17 protein-coding genes, 1 other RNA gene and 1 other annotated feature are annotated in these 19,474 nt (G+C 38.7%); of the genes, 15 read left to right on the forward strand and 3 right to left on the reverse strand.

Translation table 11 applies throughout. From position 1 onward, the window contains the following. Positions 1-56: 56 nt before the first annotated feature. On the forward strand, positions 57-497 hold the full coding sequence (dtd, locus tag V7112_RS04865; protein WP_335416252.1) for a D-aminoacyl-tRNA deacylase: 441 nt from the start codon (positions 57-59) through the stop codon (positions 495-497). 75 nt (positions 498-572) lie between these two features. Here dtd and V7112_RS04870 read toward each other — a convergent pair whose 3' ends face one another. Then, positions 573-2,354, reverse strand: a complete 1,782-nt coding sequence (locus V7112_RS04870; RefSeq protein WP_335416256.1) for an SH3 domain-containing protein — start codon at positions 2,352-2,354, stop codon at positions 573-575. Between the two features lie 131 nt (positions 2,355-2,485). On the opposite strand from V7112_RS04870, the gene V7112_RS04875 reads away from it, so the two are divergent. The 5 genes from V7112_RS04875 to V7112_RS04895 all read left to right on the forward strand — a co-directional run bounded on the left by V7112_RS04875 (position 2,486) and on the right by V7112_RS04895 (position 7,483). After that, positions 2,486-2,662 carry a hypothetical protein gene (locus V7112_RS04875; RefSeq protein WP_335416259.1) on the forward strand — a complete coding sequence of 59 codons (177 nt, stop codon included), beginning with the start codon at positions 2,486-2,488 and terminating at the stop codon, positions 2,660-2,662. 77 nt (positions 2,663-2,739) lie between these two features. After that, positions 2,740-2,997: a binding site (T-box leader), on the forward strand. 234 nt (positions 2,998-3,231) lie between these two features. Then, positions 3,232-4,500 carry a histidine--tRNA ligase gene (gene hisS, locus V7112_RS04880; RefSeq protein WP_335416262.1) on the forward strand — a complete coding sequence of 423 codons (1,269 nt, stop codon included), beginning with the start codon at positions 3,232-3,234 and terminating at the stop codon, positions 4,498-4,500. A gap of 11 nt (positions 4,501-4,511) precedes the next feature. Next, positions 4,512-6,281 (forward strand): aspartate--tRNA ligase, encoded by a 1,770-nt coding sequence (aspS, locus tag V7112_RS04885; RefSeq protein ID WP_335416264.1) that lies wholly within the window; start codon positions 4,512-4,514, stop codon positions 6,279-6,281. A 67-nt stretch (positions 6,282-6,348) separates the two neighbouring features. After that, positions 6,349-6,540, forward strand: a non-coding RNA gene (ssrS, locus tag V7112_RS04890) — 6S RNA. A 178-nt stretch (positions 6,541-6,718) separates the two neighbouring features. After that, positions 6,719-7,483 carry a tRNA threonylcarbamoyladenosine dehydratase gene (locus V7112_RS04895; protein WP_335416267.1) on the forward strand — a complete coding sequence of 255 codons (765 nt, stop codon included), beginning with the start codon at positions 6,719-6,721 and terminating at the stop codon, positions 7,481-7,483. A 154-nt stretch (positions 7,484-7,637) separates the two neighbouring features. Here V7112_RS04895 and V7112_RS04900 read toward each other — a convergent pair whose 3' ends face one another. Then, entirely contained in the window at positions 7,638-8,312 is a 675-nt protein-coding gene (locus V7112_RS04900) for an RsfA family transcriptional regulator (RefSeq protein ID WP_335416271.1), read from the reverse strand. Between the two features lie 287 nt (positions 8,313-8,599). On the opposite strand from V7112_RS04900, the gene V7112_RS04905 reads away from it, so the two are divergent. Both V7112_RS04905 and V7112_RS04910 read left to right on the forward strand, forming a co-directional pair. Further along, positions 8,600-9,520: an ABC transporter ATP-binding protein gene (locus tag V7112_RS04905; protein WP_335416274.1), complete on the forward strand. Its 921-nt coding sequence runs from the start codon at positions 8,600-8,602 to the stop codon at positions 9,518-9,520. A 1-nt stretch (position 9,521) separates the two neighbouring features. After that, on the forward strand, positions 9,522-10,466 hold the full coding sequence (locus V7112_RS04910; protein ID WP_335416394.1) for an ABC transporter permease: 945 nt from the start codon (positions 9,522-9,524) through the stop codon (positions 10,464-10,466). A gap of 151 nt (positions 10,467-10,617) precedes the next feature. On the opposite strand, the gene V7112_RS04915 is transcribed toward V7112_RS04910, so the two are convergent. After that, a complete protein-coding gene (locus tag V7112_RS04915) occupies positions 10,618-11,919 on the reverse strand; it encodes a replication-associated recombination protein A (RefSeq protein ID WP_438823857.1) in 1,302 nt (433 codons plus the stop codon). 173 nt (positions 11,920-12,092) lie between these two features. Here V7112_RS04915 and V7112_RS04920 point away from each other — a divergent pair, with 173 nt between their 5' ends. The 7 genes from V7112_RS04920 (at position 12,093) to V7112_RS04950 (ending at position 19,371) form a co-directional block, all read left to right on the forward strand. Further along, positions 12,093-12,764, forward strand: coding sequence for a YczE/YyaS/YitT family protein (locus tag V7112_RS04920; protein WP_335416277.1), 672 nt, complete (start codon positions 12,093-12,095; stop codon positions 12,762-12,764). 12 nt (positions 12,765-12,776) lie between these two features. Continuing rightward, complete coding sequence (cymR, locus tag V7112_RS04925) at positions 12,777-13,190, forward strand: cysteine metabolism transcriptional regulator CymR (protein ID WP_335416280.1); 414 nt, start codon at positions 12,777-12,779, stop codon at positions 13,188-13,190. Positions 13,191-13,239: 49 nt separating this feature from the next. Beyond that, entirely contained in the window at positions 13,240-14,382 is a 1,143-nt protein-coding gene (locus V7112_RS04930) for a cysteine desulfurase family protein (protein WP_335416283.1), read from the forward strand. 13 nt (positions 14,383-14,395) lie between these two features. Continuing rightward, a complete protein-coding gene (mnmA, locus tag V7112_RS04935; protein WP_335416286.1) occupies positions 14,396-15,508 on the forward strand; it encodes a tRNA 2-thiouridine(34) synthase MnmA in 1,113 nt (370 codons plus the stop codon). Positions 15,509-15,706: 198 nt separating this feature from the next. Then, the gene (locus V7112_RS04940) at positions 15,707-16,369 is read left to right on the forward strand and encodes a tetratricopeptide repeat protein (protein WP_335416289.1); all 663 of its coding nucleotides are present in this window, start codon (positions 15,707-15,709) and stop codon (positions 16,367-16,369) included. 20 nt (positions 16,370-16,389) lie between these two features. Then, on the forward strand, positions 16,390-18,792 hold the full coding sequence (gene recD2, locus V7112_RS04945; protein ID WP_335416292.1) for an SF1B family DNA helicase RecD2: 2,403 nt from the start codon (positions 16,390-16,392) through the stop codon (positions 18,790-18,792). A 102-nt stretch (positions 18,793-18,894) separates the two neighbouring features. Next, positions 18,895-19,371: a PRC-barrel domain-containing protein gene (locus V7112_RS04950; RefSeq protein ID WP_335416294.1), complete on the forward strand. Its 477-nt coding sequence runs from the start codon at positions 18,895-18,897 to the stop codon at positions 19,369-19,371. The last annotated feature ends 103 nt before the right edge of the window (positions 19,372-19,474 follow it).

Raw genomic sequence — 19,474 nt, forward strand, 5'->3', positions numbered from 1 at the left:
AAAAATCTGGGCGCAAATAAGCCAAAGCGCATTTGATTTAAAGAAAGGAAATTGTCATGAAAGTTGTTGTACAGCGTGCAAAGGACGCGCGTGTAATCGTTCAAAATGAAGAAGTGGGTTCCATCAATAATGGGTTAATGCTTTTGGTAGGAATCACCCATACGGATACACAGGAAGATATCAAATATGTTGCAGATAAAATTGTCAATCTGCGCATTTTTGAGGACAGTGAAGGAAAAATGAATTTATCACTTCTTGATGTAGAAGGGGACATCCTTTCCGTATCACAATTCACATTATACGGAGATTGCCGAAAGGGAAGACGCCCAAACTTTATGGATGCGGCAAAACCTGAGTACGCTGAAAAAATGTACGAGCTTTTTAATGCGGAACTTCGTGAAAAAGGTGTAAATGTTGAAACAGGTTCTTTCGGAGCAATGATGGATGTCCAATTTACAAATGTGGGACCCGTCACTTTAATAATCGAAAGTAAATAAGAAAAGCGCAAGNNAGCTAGACAATAAAAAATGCCCCAAAAGCAATTGCTTTTGAGGCATTTTTTTGTAGAAAATCTATTTCCCTTTAAAATATTGAGCGAGTCCATAATAAATCCCATTTGAAACATTTTCTTGGAAATTAGTAGTATTTACCGCATATTCTTCTGTTGGATTACTAAGAAAGCCTAATTCCAACAAGACAGATGGATTTCGGTTTTCTCGTAAAACTTGATAATTCCCTTGACGATGCTGTCTGTCTTTGAAGCCAGTGTTTTTAACAAGCTCCGATTGGATGGATGAAGCGAGTCCAACATCGATGTTTTTATAATAATAGGATGTTACTCCGCGTACATTTCGGTCATAAATACTATCATAATGGATGCTCACAAAGGCATCTGCGTTTCGATAATGGGAGATACTAACCCTTGAACGTAGGCTAACATAATTATCACTATTGCGTGTCATTACTACATTTGCACCCGACGCATTTAGTTTATCAACGACCATGTTTGCTGTACGTAAATTTAGGATTTTCTCGTAAGTACCACTTACTCCAATTGCTCCACTATCATTACCACCATGACCAGGGTCTATAACAATTGTTTTTCCCTTTAAATATTGATTCACGCCCGGTCGTTCGACAATGTTCTGCGTTCCGTTAACTGAAACAATCCAACCAGCAACATAGCCAATTTTATTTCCAGGAAGGCTTATTTTAAACCAGTCCCCCTCCTTAGCAATCATTGGAAAAGAATCGCCCTCGTTTGCTCGAGCAGCAACTGGATGTGAAGTCGATGATCCTGAACGAATATTTGTGCCATTGTATAGAACTTTTACTGTGGTTTGACCCGAATTTGGTGCTTCAGTTGAAGTATCTAGCTGAATGTCTAAATACCAGCTGGCAACCCAACCTTTTGTTCCGTTTGATAATGTAATATGGCTCCAATTATTTATTTCCTCTTCAATCGTTACTTTATTCCCTTGAATTAGGTTTCCAATAATTTTTCCGGAAAGTGAACCATTATCTCGGACATTTAAGCTAGATGCTGTCACAATCCCTATTTTACCCTGTTTTGTTGGGCTTTGTGGTGGGGCAGCAGGCTGAGAAGGTTTTTCCTCTGTAGAAGAAATGCCGGCAATGAAATCTCTATGTATCCAAGCAGAACTTCCGCCAAATACGATTTCTATCCAGTTTTCTCTCTCATTCGTAATCGTAACATTTGCATTTTGTTTTAGCTTACCTACGATTCTACCTTGCAAATTTGGTTGATCCCTCACATTCAAGATAGAAGCAGTAACAGTTCCGGTCTTTTTAGTTGAGCTAGAATTAGAACTTGTATTCGAATTTGTTGAGCCAGACGACTGTTTTGCTGTGATAAATTGTGAGGAAACCCAACCATTATGTCCATTAAAGGAAATTTTAGTCCAATTCTCATTTGTTTCAATAAACCGGGCCTCGTTTCCTTTATTTAACGAACCGATTACTTGAAAACTTGTTCCAGGTCCACTACGAAATCTAAGTCCATCAACGGTAGATACAACGGTTGATGAAGAAATGAATGGAGCCTGATTAGATTGGTTTTCTGTTATGAGCCATGAAGCAACCCAGCCTGTTTTTCCAGAAGAAAGCTGTAGCTTAACCCATTCATTTTTCCTTTCAATGATTGTAAATTTTTCTCCTTGTTTGACTTGTGCTGTTCTACCGTAGGAAAGTCCTGGACCTTCTCTCACATTTAAAACAGGAGTATTGATGACTGCGATATTTTCTGCATTTGTGAGTTTTCCAGGGTTTGTTGTAACTGAAAAAATAATCGCAAGTAGGAACGCTAGTCCTAATTTTAAAATCTTGTGTAACACTTAAAAGCCTCCTTGAGTAAAAAACATAGCTTTATATGATTTCGCCATAAATAAAAATATTCCTGTTTTTTAAGAAAGAAAATCTAAAAAAAGGGAAAAATATATTCTATCACGAAAAAGGGGCGAATAGGATGAGATTTAGTGAAAAAAGCAACAATGTTCAAAATACCGGGGGGAATGTATTTGGAGTAGATTTTCACGACTTTATTCAAAAAGAGCAATCATCAACGTATGTAGAATTAGCGGGCGAATTTGGTGTTTCCGTTAGAGACGTAAGAAATTTAAAAAAGCAACTACACCGTTCCTAAATTAAATTTTTGTTTAAAAACTTGACATGAATCGAGTTCATACGTATGATAGTATAAAATTCTACAAAAAATAATAATTTGAACCAGTGATGGGGAAAAGTAAATAGGACTACACATGAATAGAGAGGGAATGTCATTGGCTGAGAGCATTCCTACATGATGACTTATTGAAAGAACACCTCGTAGGTTTCTCTTTGAAAAAGCAAATGCTCTAGTAGGAGTTGAACGTTTCAGGCGTTAACTGATCGAGTGAAAACTTAAGACGACTCATGTCTAAAGGGCGTTTAGGTTTTAACTAGGGTGGCACCACGGGAATCCAAGCTCTCGTCCCTACAAGAAATTGTAGGGATGGGAGCTTTTTTATTTTTTAACTTAATTCAGCCGGGACTGAATTAAGTTAAAGCCTTCGGCGGAGACGTGCGATTTTCAAAGGAAATTTTTCGAGCGTAAGATCAAAGACTAAGAACGCCACATCCTGTGGCAACGTCTTTGTGACCCACATCGTGTGGGCCTAAAAAATATGGGCGCAATACGCCAAGGCGCATTTGATTAGGTAGGAGGAGTAATGAATGGTTAATATTCCTAGAGGGACGCAAGACATTCTTCCAGGTAATGTGGAAAAATGGCAATATATCGAGGAAATAGCTCGAGATATCTGCAAAAGATTTAATTATAAAGAAATCAGGACACCAATCTTTGAACATACAGAATTATTTTTACGTAGCGTTGGTGAAACAACAGACATTGTTACAAAAGAAATGTACACCTTTGAAGATCGTGGTGAACGAAGTTTAACACTTCGACCAGAAGGCACTGCGGCTGTTGTTCGCTCCTATGTGGAAAACAAGATGTTCGGAAATCCAACACAGCCAACAAAGCTTTATTATTGTGGACCAATGTTTCGTTACGAACGACCGCAGGCTGGTCGTTTCCGTCAATTCGTCCAATTTGGCGTCGAGGCATTAGGAAGTAATGACCCTGGTATCGATGCAGAAGTCATTGCACTGGCAATGGAAATTTACAAATCACTAGGATTGAAAAAACTAAAGCTTGTTATTAACAGCCTAGGTGATGTTTCGAGTAGAAGTGCACATCGAGATGCACTTATCGCACACTTTTCTCCTAGAATAGATGAGTTTTGCTCGGACTGTAAATCAAGACTTGAGAAAAATCCAATGCGAATCCTTGATTGTAAAAAAGACCGTGATCATGAATTAATGCATTCTGCACCATCTATTCTCGAATACTTAAACGAAGAATCAACTGTGTATTTCAATAAAGTGAAATCATACTTAACAGATTTAGAGATTGATTTCGAGGTAGATTCCGGTCTAGTTAGAGGCTTGGATTACTATAACCACACAGCATTTGAAATTATGAGTGATGCTGAAGGCTTTGGGGCAATTACGACCCTATGTGGTGGAGGACGTTACAATGGCTTAGTAGAAGGACTTGGCGGGCCTGAAACACCGGGTATCGGATTTGCATTAAGCATTGAAAGACTTTTAGCAGCCTTAGATGCAGAAGCGATAGAGCTACCACTTGAAGAACGAGTCGACTGCTATGTTGCTGCAATTGGGGATGCCGCATCTTCTAAATCTGTATTGTTAGTCAATGAACTTAGAAAAGCAGGCCTAGTTGCCGAGAAAGATTATTTAAATAAAAAAGTTAAAGGGCAATTCAAAGCAGCCGACAGATTACAGGCTAAATTTGTTGCAATTTTAGGCGATGAAGAATTAGAAAGAAATGTTATCAACGTGAAAAACATGGAAACAGGAAATCAAGAAGAAGTCCAAATTGAACAATTTATAACATATATACTTGAAAAAAGTCACTAGGAGTGGGAAACATGTTTGGAAGAACATATTATTGTGGTGAAATCACCGAACAAGCTATTGGCGAAAAAGTAACATTAAAGGGCTGGGTTCAAAAACGAAGAGACTTAGGCGGACTCATTTTTATTGACCTAAGAGACAGAACTGGAATTGTCCAAATTGTATTTAATCCTGAAGAATCTAAGGAAGCATTAGAAATTGCTGAGACTGTTAGAAATGAATATGTATTGGATATAGTTGGAACTGTTGTGGCTCGTGATGAAGCAACAATAAACAATAATATTACGACCGGAAAAATCGAAATTAAAGTGACTGAAGTCAACATCATAAATGAAGCAAAAACACCTCCATTTATGATTGAAGACCGCACAGAGGTTTCTGAGGATTTACGTTTAAAATATCGTTATTTAGATCTTCGTAGACCAGCTATGTTTGAAACCTTCAAAATGCGCCATAATGTAACAAAATCAATTCGAAATTATCTTGACGACGAAGGGTTTCTAGATATTGAAACACCAATTTTAACAAAAAGTACACCAGAAGGCGCTCGTGACTATCTTGTACCAAGCCGTGTGCACCCAGGTAAGTTTTACGCACTTCCACAATCACCACAAATTTTCAAACAGCTATTGATGGTAGGTGGATTTGACCGCTATTACCAAATTGCTCGCTGTTTCAGAGACGAGGATCTCCGTGCTGACAGACAGCCGGAATTTACACAGATCGATATTGAAACTTCATTCATGAGTCAGGTAGACATCATGTCCATGGCAGAGCAAATGATGAAAAAGCTAATGAAAGACGTAAAAGGATTGGACATCGAGCTTCCATTACCACGATTAACATATGATGATGCAATGAACCGTTATGGTTCTGACAAACCTGATACCCGTTTTGAAATGGAGTTAATCAATCTTTCAGAAGTAGTCAAGGACAGTGGATTTAAAGTATTCAGCAATGCAGTGGCGACTGGTGGACAAGTAAAAGCAATCAATGCAAAGGGTGCTGCTGATAAATACACTCGTAAGGATATTGATGGTCTTACAGAATATGTGAATCGTTACGGTGCAAAAGGGCTTGCATGGTTAAAGGTTGAAGAAGCGGAATTAAAGGGTCCGATTGCTAAGTTCTTTGATGAAGAAGAGCAAAAGGCATTAAGAACAGTGTTAGAGGCTTCAGCGGGAGACTTACTTCTCTTCGTAGCGGACAAATCAAATGTGGTTGCAGATGCTTTAGGTGCACTCAGATTAAAACTTGGAAAAGAGCTTGATTTAATTGATTCATCTAAGTTTAATTTCCTTTGGGTAACGGATTGGCCACTTTTTGAGTTCGATGAAGAAGATGGTCGTTATTATGCAGCTCACCATCCATTTACAATGCCAGCTCGAGACGATATCGAGCTTCTAGACAGCAAACCTTGGGAAGTAAAGGCACAAGCATATGACCTTGTATTGAATGGCTATGAGTTAGGTGGAGGCTCACTTCGAATTTTTGAACGTGACATCCAGGAAAAAATGTTCAAAGTTTTAGGATTTACAGAAGAGGAAGCAAAAGAGCAGTTCGGATTCTTAATGGAAGCATTCGAATATGGTACACCACCACATGGTGGTATTGCATTAGGTTTAGATCGACTTGTCATGCTTTTAGCAGGTAGAACAAATCTACGTGACACGATTGCTTTCCCTAAAACAGCAAGTGCAAGTGATCTTTTAACAGATGCGCCAGGTGAGGTAAGCAAAGCACAATTAAACGACTTGTATTTGTCGTTAAATGTTCGAAAATAGCGAACAAAACCCTTTTAGGTCAACTTGTAATGACGTATGTCGTGTGTTAATATTGTGACATAAAGTTGAAGTCCTGATGTGTTTGTCGTATAACCTATTGTTTTGACCGAACAATAGATTATACGGGAGCCCGGAGTTTTCGCACTTACGTAAATGCCTCATCTTTCGCTAAAAGAGGACTTACAAAAGTTGAAACAGGGTGCCCACCTGCGGTGAGCGGGTTCAAAACTAAGGCATCGACGGCACGATTGGGACTTCTACCAATCACCACATAAACGAAAAAATCCCTGTTTACTATTTGTAAACAGGGATTTTTTTATCAAATATACATAATTTCATATAGAAATTCTTGTATTTAGGTGAAGTATGTTATATTCTAATTCTGGTAAAAATACAACAAAGCTAAGATGAAATTGATACCTGATGGAGTTGAAGAGATGTTACACCAATTTTCACGAAATGAATTAGCAGTAGGAAAACAAGGGGTTGATATCCTTAAAAATAGTACAGTAGCTGTCCTTGGAGTTGGAGGCGTTGGTTCCTTCTCGGTAGAGGGGCTCGCACGCTCTGGTGTAGGACGATTGGTATTGGTAGATAAGGATAATGTGGACATCACAAATATTAATCGACAGTTACCTGCTTTACTTTCGACAGTTGGTCAGTCAAAAGTAGATATTATGAAAGAACGTATTGCTGATATAAACCCTGACTGTGAAGTAATCGCACTAAAAATGTTTTATACTGAGGAAACATATGAAGAATTTTTTAGCTATGACTTAGACTTTGTCATTGATGCGTCAGACACGATTATGTATAAAATTCACCTTATGAAGGAATGTCTTAAACGAAAAATTCCAATCATTTCAAGTATGGGTGCCGCAAATAAGATGGACCCAACACGTTTTATGATTGCGGATATTTCAAAAACACATACTGATCCAATGGCGAAGGTCATTCGTACAAAATTACGAAAAGAGGGAATTCATAAAGGGATTCCTGTCGTGTTCTCTGATGAAAGCCCAATTGTCATCCGTGAAGATGTTCGTCAGCAAATTACGGATGAAAATGCTAAAATTCGTAAAGCAAAAATGCCCCCATCCTCTAATGCATTTACGCCATCGACATGCGGGTTGATTATGGGAAGCTATGTTGTTCGAGAATTACTAAAGGACATAAAAATCAAAAGAGTGAAGGACAAATAGAAAAACGTGGCCAAATGCGGCCACGTTTTTATTATGTCTAGCACCAGGCGCCATCGGCTCTATGGTCTAAGTCAATCGCTTCGGAAGGTAAAATGCACCTTATGTCAGCGCTCGTCTTATGCATGTCGTCTAAAGCTGCGCACCTTGCACTTTTCTATTTCGCTAATTGCTCAAGATTGCCGTTTTTATCCATCCGAAAAGCAGGGGAGTTACGATCGTCTGAATCCTCAAACATCACTAAGCGTCTTGCACGATCCATAATTTGCACAAGGGCTTGGTAGTCTTCTTGAATAATAGTCTGTTGGTCAGATAATTTTTCAAGTTTTTTCTCTAGATCTTTTGTTTGTTGCTTTAAAGAGTCATTTTCTCGACGTAAACGATTATTTTCCATTTCCAGTTGATTTGAAAGAAGGTCACGATGTCTCATTGATGACAGGAAAGAAATACAATCTTCAAGTGTAATGGAATTAGTTGATGGAATCAACTCTGCTGACACCTCTTCCATGTACACTGGAGCAGCGGGTATTTCTTCAACAAACGTTTCCTGTATCACTGGTTTTTCATTTGTTACCGTATTTTCTTTATTCAATCTTTCTAATGCTCTTTTTCTTTCTTTTCGTTGTTTTTTCGCTATTGCAATTGCCTGCTCATAATTATTGCGGACTTCTGCATTCCATCGGAACCCACATGCTGCTGACGTACGATTCAATTTATCGCCTACTTCGTCAAATGCTGCTAATTGTGTTCCACCCTCGCGAATGTAACGTAGAACTGTTTCTGCTAGTAAGAGATCATCCTCGTGTGACCATGCATCTTGTCTCACTTTCATAAAACCAACTCCCTATTAATTGTAAATGATAGATTTTTTCTTTATATCTAGCATGACCACGTTATTTTTGTTTTATACATTACTAGTTTTTAGGAAAATAGAAAATACAGCAAAAAGCGTGCCATGGCTGCAATTTGCAATGTAAAATGAATGTAAAGTTTTCTCACAACCTAAAAAAATGGAAACTTTTTCATTTATAATACGTAAGTAGTAATGTCACATAATCCATAGGACGTGAACGAGATTTATTCAGAATCGAATCTCACAAACTGTTAGGAGGAGAAAAAGTGCAGCCAGTCTTACAATTGAAAAATGTCAAAAAGACAATTGGTAAAAAAGAAATCATTAAGGGAATAACCTTTGATGTATATCCAGGTGAGGTATTTGGGTTTTTAGGCCCTAACGGTGCCGGTAAAACGACTACCATTCGGATGCTTGTTGGACTCATGTCTATTACTGACGGGGAAGTCATTATAAAAGGAACTAATATAGCTAAAAATTTTGAACAGGCTGTTCAGCATATCGGGGGCATTGTTGAAAATCCGGAAATGTATAAGTTTTTAACAGGCTATCAAAATCTTCTTCATTATGCCCGGATGGTAAAAGGGGTAACAAAAGAACGAATTCTTGAAGTAACAGAGCTTGTGGGGCTTGGAAAAAGAATCAATGATAAGGTCAAAACATATTCACTGGGAATGAGGCAGCGCTTAGGAGTCGCTCAAGCACTCTTACATAGCCCTTCAATTTTGATTTTAGATGAACCAACTAATGGATTGGACCCTGCTGGAATTCGTGAGGTTCGTGATTACGTCAGAAAGCTTGCTAGAGAAGAAGGTCTAGCGGTTATTGTATCCAGCCATCTGCTTTCTGAAATGGAAATGATGTGTGACCGGATTGGAATTATCCAAAATGGTGAACTAGTGGGTGTGCAGAAGGTTACTGAATTTATGAACGAAGAAGCTAGCATACGTGTTCAATTTCAAGTCGGTCATGTAGAAAAAGCTTTATCGATTTTATCGACTGAATACCCATTGCTTGAAGTGATTCAAACTGATAAAGGAATCGAGATTCTGACGGATCATGAAATGATTCCTCAACTAAATGCTAGTCTTGTAAAAAATGAGATTCTGGTGTATGGAATTATGCAGCTTTCAAAATCACTTGAAGATCGATTCTTAGAGGTAACAGGAGGTAGCGGAATTGGGTAATATCGTCAAACTTATTCAGAATGAAAATATGAAAATTTACCGTCGTTTTTCTACTTGGATTATGCTTGTTCTACTGGTAGTTGTGGCAGTAGTGGTGGGAATTGTAATGAATGCTACGGCTTCTAATTCAGTTGATGAAAATTGGAAACAAAATCTGCAACAGCATAACGAAATGCTTAAAGCAGACATGGCGAATGAGGATTTACCAGATATGATAAAGGATATCTCAGAAAGAGATTTGGCTATAAATGAGTATCGACTTGAACATAATATAGCTCCGATAGATACTAGTAGAACTACTTGGAATTTTATGTCGACAGCTTCAGAAATTGTTTCATTAATTACCCTATTTACAGTAGTAGTTGGTGCAAGCAGTGTGGCATCTGAATTTACATGGGGAACAATTAAATTATTATTAATACGACCTGTCTCAAGAGCGAAAATTCTTCTGTCGAAGTATTTGGCTACCATCCTGTTTGCTTTATTTTCCTTGGTCCTGCTTTTTGTTGTTTCATTTTTAGTCGGGAGTATATTCTTTGGTGGCGATGGTTCAACACCACATCTCGTTTATAGGGATGGCTCGGTTCATGAAGTTCCTATGATTTCGCATATTCTAGGTATCTTCGGTTTAAAATCAATTAGCTTAATCATGATGTCAACATTTGCATTTATGATTTCTACAATTTTTAGAAACAGCGGACTTGCCATTGGATTAGCCATCTTTTTAATGTTTGCAGGGGTAAATGTAACTGCTCTTCTGGCTATGAAATTCGATTGGGCAAAGTACATCTTGTTTGCCAATACAGATTTATCTCAATACCTCACTGGATATGTTTTGGTCGAGGGGATGACGATGACATTTTCAATCATTGTGTTAATTATCTATTTTGTTATTTTCAACGCACTAACATGGTTCGTCTTTACAAAACGTGATGTAGCGGCTTAACAAAAAGGGGGTGAAATAAAATCAAATGCGCCTTGGCGTATTTGTGCCCAGATTTTTTCGAGCATGCTCGAAAAGCTTCCTTTGAAAATCTGTGGCATCCGCCGGAGGCTTTAACTTTATTCAACCGAGTAGCGGATGAATAAAGTTAACACTATTTCTCCCCCTCTTTTTGAAGTTGCTCGAGCCGGTCATATACTTTTGAAAAATATTTTTCTTGTCCATTTTGTTTCGGTTTAAAGTATTTTCTATTTTTCAGAAGGTCCGGTAAGTATTGCTGCTTCACCCAGCCATTTGGATAGTCATGTGGGTACAGATACCCAATGCCATGTCCAAGCTCTTTCGCACCACTATAATGAGCGTCACGAAGGTGATCCGGAATTTCCCCAATATTTCCTTTTCGGATATCCTCAATCGCCTTATCGAGCGATCTATACGCACTGTTTGTTTTTGGTGATAAACATTGTTCAATTACGACATTCGCTAATGGAATACGTGCTTCAGGCAGTCCTAGACGTTCTACCGCTTGGCAAGCTGCAACAGTATGAACGCCAACCTCAGGTGCTGCAATTGAAATATCCTCGTATGCAATTACCGTAAGTCTTCTGCAAATCGAAACTAAATCCCCGCCTTCAATAAGTCTTGCTAAATAATGCAAAGCGGCATTAACATCGCTACCACGGATACTTTTTTGAAGAGAGGACAACAATGAATAGTGAAGATCTCCGTCTTTATCATGGGAGAACCCCTTATTTTCTACACATTCCTTAACAAGCTCAATATCTATTTCAACTATGTCACTGTCCCTTGTTTTAGAAGCTAACACGACATCTTCTAAAACATTCATCGCAGATCGTGCATCACCCTTAGTGGATGACGAAATGAGGTCTATAGCTTCCTCTGAAATCGAAATTTGCAAATGCCCAAGACCTCGTTCTGAATCTCCTAAGGCACGCTGAATTAATTCTTTTATATCCTCTTTTGTTAATGGGCGAAGCTCTTTAATCTGTCCACATCTGCTGCGAATCGCAGGGTTTACATCATGGAATGGATTTTCCGTTGTTGCACCAATCAACGAAACGAGACCACGTTCTACATGTGGCAGCAAATAATCCTGCTGTGCTTTGTTAAAGCGATGTACTTCATCAATAAATAGGATTAATTTCCCTTCTGTTTTTGCGGTAGATACGGCATCCTCGATATCTTTTTTACCTGCAGTTGTAGCATTAATGGAGATAAAGGGCATATCAACTGTACCGGCAATTGCCGTTGCAATCGATGTTTTTCCAATTCCAGGCTCCCCATAAAGCAATATGGAGGGAACATGTCCATTCATAATCATTTTATATAAAGCTGTTTCCTTGCCGATAATATGCTTTTGACCAAGAATTTCTTCAATATGTTTTGGCCGCATTCGATATGACAAAGGTGCTTCGATAAGTGATTCAAAAAGCAAAAGGTTCATCCCCTTATCCAACAGTTCAAAGTCGATACTCCAACTTTATCATACGTTTTGCGATTGATAAATACAAATGCAACGCAATTTATGATATAATGTCGTGAATGAAATTGTATATAGAAAGAAGATATACAGACAGAGACGGGAGACACAAGAGACGGAGTGAGAGAATGCAAGTACAGTTTAGCTTTAGCCACCATATGTTGAAATGGTCAACTTTTTTAATTGGCTTATTAATTTTGTCTTTGGGAGTTGTCATGATAATCAAAGCTGATCTTGGGGCATCTCCTTGGGACGTTTTGCATATCGGACTTTTTAAACAAATCGGTCTTACCATCGGTTCGTGGTCGATAATAGTCGGCTTTTTTATTTTGTTTCTTTCCTCATTATTATTGAAGCGATTGCCTCAAATCGGTGCATTTTTAAATATGATTTCGGTAGGTATTTTTATAGATATGTTCATGATGGTTCCGTTCCTTGTTACACCAGACACCTTTATCGGAAAACTCTTCATGTTGCTCTTAGGACTTCTTATTAATGGATATGGAATGGGAATTTATATTTCGGCTAAGGTTGGTGCAGGACCAAGGGATAGTTTGATGTTAGCACTAACTGAACTTTCTAAGTGGAAAGTGCAATATATTCGTTCAGGAATGGAAATTATTGTTTTAACGATTGGTTGGTTATTAGGAGGTCCTGTTTTCGTAGGAACCTTAGTGTATTGTGTAGGAATTGGTTATATTGCAGGATATGCATTACCACAATGTCAGAAAATGCATGACGGCTTGAAACACAAACTGGATAAAACACCAGTTATTGAAGTGAATCATTTTAGTAATTAGGAGTGTATTTGTATGAAAATATCAACAAAAGGTAGATATGGTCTAACTATCATGATCGAACTTGCAAAGAATTATGGAAAGGGACCCATCTCATTAAAATCGATTGCAGCGAAGCATGAGCTTTCTGAGCATTATCTTGAACAATTAATTGCACCTTTACGCAATGCAGGCTTGGTAAAAAGCATTCGCGGGGCTTATGGAGGCTATGTCCTCGGGGACGAACCTACAAAGATTACATCAGGGGACGTCATTCTTGTTCTTGAGGGACCGATTAGTCCTGTAGAGGTTTTAGAGGATGAAGAGCCTGCAAAAAGGGAATTATGGATAAGAATTAGAGATGCAGTGAAAGAAGTATTAGATAGTACAACACTAGAAGACCTCGCAAGCTATAGCGACGGTAATGATGCATATATGTTTTATATCTGATGAAAATATGCAATAATCTTAAAGTCAATTAAAAAAGGAGGGCGCATTGATGCAACATATTTACTTAGATCATGCAGCTACATCGCCCATGCACCCTGATGTTGTGGAGAGTATGCTCCCGTACATGACAGAGGTTTTTGGCAATCCTTCAAGCATTCATTATTTTGGTCGGAAAGGTCGACACTCCGTTGATGAAGCGAGACAGTCAATTGCAGATAGCATCCATGCAAAGCCAAATGAGATTGTTTTTACAAGCGGAGGCACCGAAGCCGATAATTTAGCAATAATGGGAACTGCCTATGCGATGCAAGGAAAAGGCAAACATATTATTACGTCCGTTATTGAACATCACGCAGTCCTTCATACGTGTGAACATCTTGAAAAACAAGGCTTTACAATTACCTATTTGCCAGTTAATGAGACTGGAATTGTTTCAGTCAAGGACGTTGAAGCAGCCCTTACTTCAGAAACGATTCTCGTAACCATTATGTTTGGAAATAATGAAGTAGGCGCTATACAACCAATTAAGGAAATTGGAGAGCTTCTTCAAGAACATCAGGCAATTTTTCATACAGATGCTGTCCAAGCCTATGGACTAGTTGATATAGATGTGAACCAATACAAGATTGATCTTCTCTCAGTTTCAGCTCATAAAATCAATGGACCTAAAGGAACAGGATTTTTGTACATGAGAGAAGGTAAAAAGATTGCACCACTGCTATTCGGCGGCGAACAAGAAAAAAAACGCAGGGCTGGTACGGAAAATGTTGCTGGAATTATTGGCCTCCAAGCTGCCGTACACATAGCAAAACAAACAATGAGTCAAAAGCACACACTTTATCGGGAATTTAAACATGCCTTTATCTCTATTTTAAAGGAACAGGACATTGCTTATGAGGTGAATGGCGATTTATCAAAGTCATTACCACATGTGTTAAATATTTATTTTCCTGGAACGAATGTTGAGTCGATGCTCGTTAACCTTGATTTAGCAGGAATAGCTGTTTCAAGTGGGTCTGCATGTACGGCTGGTTCGATTGAGCCATCACATGTGCTTGTGGCCATGTTCGGCAAAGACTCCGACCGAATCACTTCTTCAATCCGTTTTAGCTTCGGTCTTGGTAACACTATGGATGACATTAAAACGGCAGCAAATGAAACAGCAAAAATTGTCAAACGATTAACGATTTAGAGGAGGTGGAAACATGAAGGATCCAAAAGATACCCGTGTAGTCGTTGGGATGTCTGGTGGAGTAGACTCATCTGTTGCCGCCCTTTTATTAAAAGAGCAAGGCTATGATGTCATCGGAATTTTTATGAAAAACTGGGACGATACCGATGAGAATGGGGTTTGTACAGCAACAGAAGACTATGAGGACGTTATTCGTGTCTGCAACCAAATTGGCATTCCATATTATGCTGTCAATTTCGAAAAGCAATATTGGGATAAAGTATTCACCTACTTTTTAGACGAGTATAAAGCAGGTAGAACGCCAAATCCTGATGTCATGTGTAATAAAGAAATCAAATTCAAAGCCTTTTTAGAGCATGCCTTAACACTTGGGGCGGATTATTTAGCCACTGGGCATTATGCTCGTGTTGAATACAGAGACGGAGAGTATAAAATGCTCCGCGGTATCGATGAAAATAAGGATCAAACTTATTTTCTAAATCAACTTACACAGGAACAGCTTTCAAAAGTAATGTTTCCTATCGGAAATATTGAAAAACCAAAAGTACGTGAGCTTGCAAAAGAAGCAAACCTTGCGACTGCTACAAAAAAGGATAGTACTGGAATTTGCTTTATCGGTGAACGTAATTTTAAAGAATTCTTAGGCAATTATTTACCTGCACAACCGGGTGATATGGTTACTTTTTCAGGAGAAGTAAAAGGTAAACATGATGGTTTAATGTATTACACAATTGGCCAACGTCATGGTTTAGGCATTGGTGGAAGTGGTGAACCATGGTTTTCAATTGGTAAAGACCTTGAGAAAAACATTTTGTATGTCGATCAAGGCTTCCACAATGAATATCTCTATTCTGATTCAATATTAGCCACAAATGTAAGCTGGGTATCAGATTACAAACCAGAACAAGATGTAAAATGTACAGCCAAATTCCGTTATCGTCAACAGGACAATGTTGTTACCGTTCAGAAAGTTGATGATAATACAGTCAAGGTTATTTTCGATGAGCCAATTCGTGCAGTAACACCAGGGCAAGCTGTTGTATTCTATAATGGAGACGAATGCCTCGGTGGTGCGACAATTGATAAAGTCTTTAAAAATGGCGAACGTCTAACATATGTTGGATAAAGTGAAATTTCATACGGTGAGGGACTCTTTCCTCGCTGAATGTTAGTTGAACCAATCAGGCTATAACTGGCAGTCGCCACCATTAGGTGGCCAACTGCCAGTTAATGCGAGGAACTGAAACCTCAACTCTATCTTTAGGGTTGGGGTTTTCCTGTGTTATAATATGAACTGCACAAAAGTTAATGGAGTTGAGTATGATTGGACTTAAATAAACAAGGTATTGAATATATGCAAGAAGGGAATTACGAGGAAGCAGCTAAATGCTTTTCACAAGCCATTGAGGAAAATCCGAAAGAGCCAATTTACTATGTAAATTTCGGCAATCTCTTATCAGCAGTTGGTGACCCCGAAAGAGCGATTGCTTTTTTCAATAAAGCACTTGAGCTTGATCCGGGAGCGGGGACCGCTTATTACGGAATCGGCAGCCTTCTTTATAACCAGGATGATTTTATCAAAGCGAAGGATATGTTTGAAAAAGCTCTAAAAGCTGGTGTCAACAATAGCGATACATACTATATGCTTGGAATGACATTGATTCAGTTAGGTCAGCCAAAGCTTGCATTGCCATATATGAAACGTGCAGTTGAGCTAAACGAGAATGATGTAGATGCTTTATTCCAATACGGACTTTGCTTAGCGGGAGAATCTGTAATTGATGAAGCAATCAAAACGTTTAATCGTGTAATCGAAATAGAACCTGAGCACTCAGATGCCTATTATAATTTAGGTGTTGCCTATGCAGGTTTTAAAAATGATCTTGAAAAAGCACTTGAAATGTTTGAAAAAGCTTTAAAAATTCAACCAGACCATATGCTGGCTGCGAATGGAAAGAAAATAGTCAGTGAAGCAATGAGCGAATAAATGACGAGGAGGGAATACTTATGGAACAACAGGAGTCTTTAGATTTATTTAATGAACAACGTAAATTCATGAAGGGCACTCATTTAGTTACCATTTTTCATAATGAGCAAAATTTATACTCTGTTGTTCGCATCAGGCTTCAAGAAACAAACGAAGACTATAATGAAAAAGAAGCAGTTGTCACGGGGTATTTCCCTCGCATTCATGAAAATGAAACCTATATTTTTTTCGGCCGCTTAAAGGAGCATCCACGATTCGGGATCCAGTTCCACGTCGAACAATTTCAAAAAGAAATTCCCCATACAAAACAAGGAATCATCCAGTATCTTTCCAGTGACCTTTTTAAAGGGATTGGGAAAAAGACGGCTGAGAAAATAGTTGAGACACTGGGAGAAGGAGCGATTTCAAAAATTATCGCAAATCCATCTGTTTTGCAGGAGGTTGATAAGCTTTCTGCAGACAAAGCGAAGGAAATTTACGATAGCCTCCAACAGCACCAAGGACTCGAACAAATCATGATTGGCCTTAGCCAATATGGGTTTGGCCCTCAGCTTTCGATGAAAATTTATCAAATATATAAAGAGCAAACTCTTGAAATTCTTCAACACAGTCCTTATAAATTAGTCGAAGACATAGAAGGAGTTGGATTTGGAAGAGCCGATGAATTAGGACGTCAATTAGGAATCTCCGGAAATCATCCAGACCGAATCAAAGCTGGCTGTTTATACATACTTGAACAAGACTCATTACAAGATGGGCACGTCTATCTTACAGTCGAAGATTTAATCACTCGTGTCCAACAATTATTGGAGCAAAGTAGTCAAGAAGAAATTATTGCAACCGATATTTCGAAGGAAATGATTGGTTTAACCGAAGAAAGCAAGCTTGTCATAGAAGAGGACAAGGTTTATCTTCCGTCACTTTACTTTTCTGAAAAAGGGCTCATCAGAAATATTAAACATGTTATGGAACAGACTGAATACGAAGATATTTTTCCAGAATCAGAATTTTTACTTGCGCTAGGAGCACTTGAGGAAAGAATAAAAGTCCAATATGCCCCTTCACAAAAAGATGCAATCCAAAAAGCATTAATGTCGCCAATGCTACTTTTAACTGGAGGACCTGGCACAGGAAAAACAACCGTCATCAAAGGGATTGTTGAATTATATGGGGAATTGCATGGCTGCTCCTTAGACCCGAAGGACTATAATTCTGAAAATCCATTCCCGGTTGTTTTAGTCGCTCCAACTGGACGTGCAGCAAAGCGGATGAGTGAATCAACAGGACTACCTGCTGTCACCATTCATAGGCTATTGGGGTGGAACGGTGTCGAAGGCTTTAGCCATGATGAGGACAACCCCATCGATGGTAAATTGTTAATTGTTGATGAAGTATCAATGGTCGATGTTTGGTTAGCCCATCAGCTTTTTAAATCACTTCCAAAGCATATCCAAGTAGTTCTAGTAGGTGATGAAGACCAGTTGCCATCAGTCGGTCCAGGTCAGGTTTTAAAGGATTTATTGGCTTCAGACGTTTTACCAACAGTACGATTAACAGACATCTATCGTCAATCAGAAGGCTCATCAATTATCGAGCTAGCTCATGATATTAAAAAAGGCAACCTGCCACCAGATATCTCTTCGCCCAAAAAGGATCGATCCTTTTTAAAATGCTATCAAAATCAAGTACTAGAGGTTGTCAGACAGGTTTCGGATAATGCGAAAAAGAAGGGCTACTCCGTCAAGGACATTCAAGTTTTAGCACCGATGTATCGCGGACCTGCAGGAATCGACAGTTTAAATGTCATGCTACAAGAGCTTTTTAATCCGCCCGTACATGGCAAACGAGAATTAAAATATGGGGATATCATTTACCGCAGGGGCGATAAGGTACTTCAATTAGTAAACCAGCCTGAAAATAATGTATTTAATGGCGATATCGGTGAAATCGAATCAATTTTTTATGCAAAAGAAAATACGGAAAAACAGGATATGGTCGTGATCAATTTTGAAGGCAACGAGGTCACATATACAAAACAGGATCTAAATCAAATCACTCACGCCTATTGTTGTTCGATTCATAAATCACAAGGTAGTGAATTTCCAATCGTGATTTTACCGATCGTTAAAGGATATTATCGCATGCTACGCCGGAATTTAATCTATACCGCGATTACAAGAGCTAAAAATTTTTTAATTCTTTGTGGGGAGGAAGACGCATTAAGACAAGGTGTCCAACGAGCAAACGATACAAACCGCCAAACAACCTTGAGTGAAAAACTAAAAGCCACCTTTGGTGTCATGGAGGATGGCGTTGTAACAGTTCCTGAGGAGGCTAAGTCTTATTATGATGTACTTTTTCAAACCGACCCGAATATCGGGATGGCAGGAATTACTCCATATGATTTTATGGAGGCTGAATAAAAGCTGGGCGCACCAGCTTTTTTCTTTTGGTAACTCTTGTGCAGTATGACAAGATGACTGAAAGTAAATGATAAGTAATGTTCGGAAAGGTGGCGATTATCTTTGCGGACATTCTCATTACTCAAGGATTTACCGGTATACGATGAAAATTCTGCCAAGGTACTTGGCCGAGTTGCGGATCTTTGTATCACATCAGATGGAATGGTGAAATCCTTAATTATGAAAGGAAAAGGACTATTTGAACGAGATCGGGTAGTCCCCATCCAAAGTATTTCCTCCATTGGAGATGATGGAGTCATGGTTTCGGATGTACAAATGCTTGAGCTACTGGACAACGAGGCCGATACACCCACATATTTTTTACACACTCATCATGGATTATTCCGAAAGCCTTTATTGTCTTCAGAAGGACAAAAATTAGGCTTACTTGAAGATGTATATTTCACCGAAGAAGTGGGCACGATTATAGGGTATGAAGTAACGGATGGCTTTTTTGCTGATATTACCGAAGGAAAAAAGGTTGTTAAAACCGAGAAGCCTCTAAAAATTGGCGAAGATGTCATCGTCGTTGATGTCTAACTTTATTCCCTGAATAAAGTTAAAGCCTCCGGCGGATGCCACGATTTTTTAAAGGAAATTGAGCTTAAGATCAAAGACTAAGTGCGCCACATCCTGTGGCAAC

Origin of the sequence: Bacillus sp. JJ1566 (genome assembly GCF_036962685.1) — a bacterium.
Lineage (GTDB): Bacteria > Bacillota > Bacilli > Bacillales > Bacillaceae_L > Ferdinandcohnia.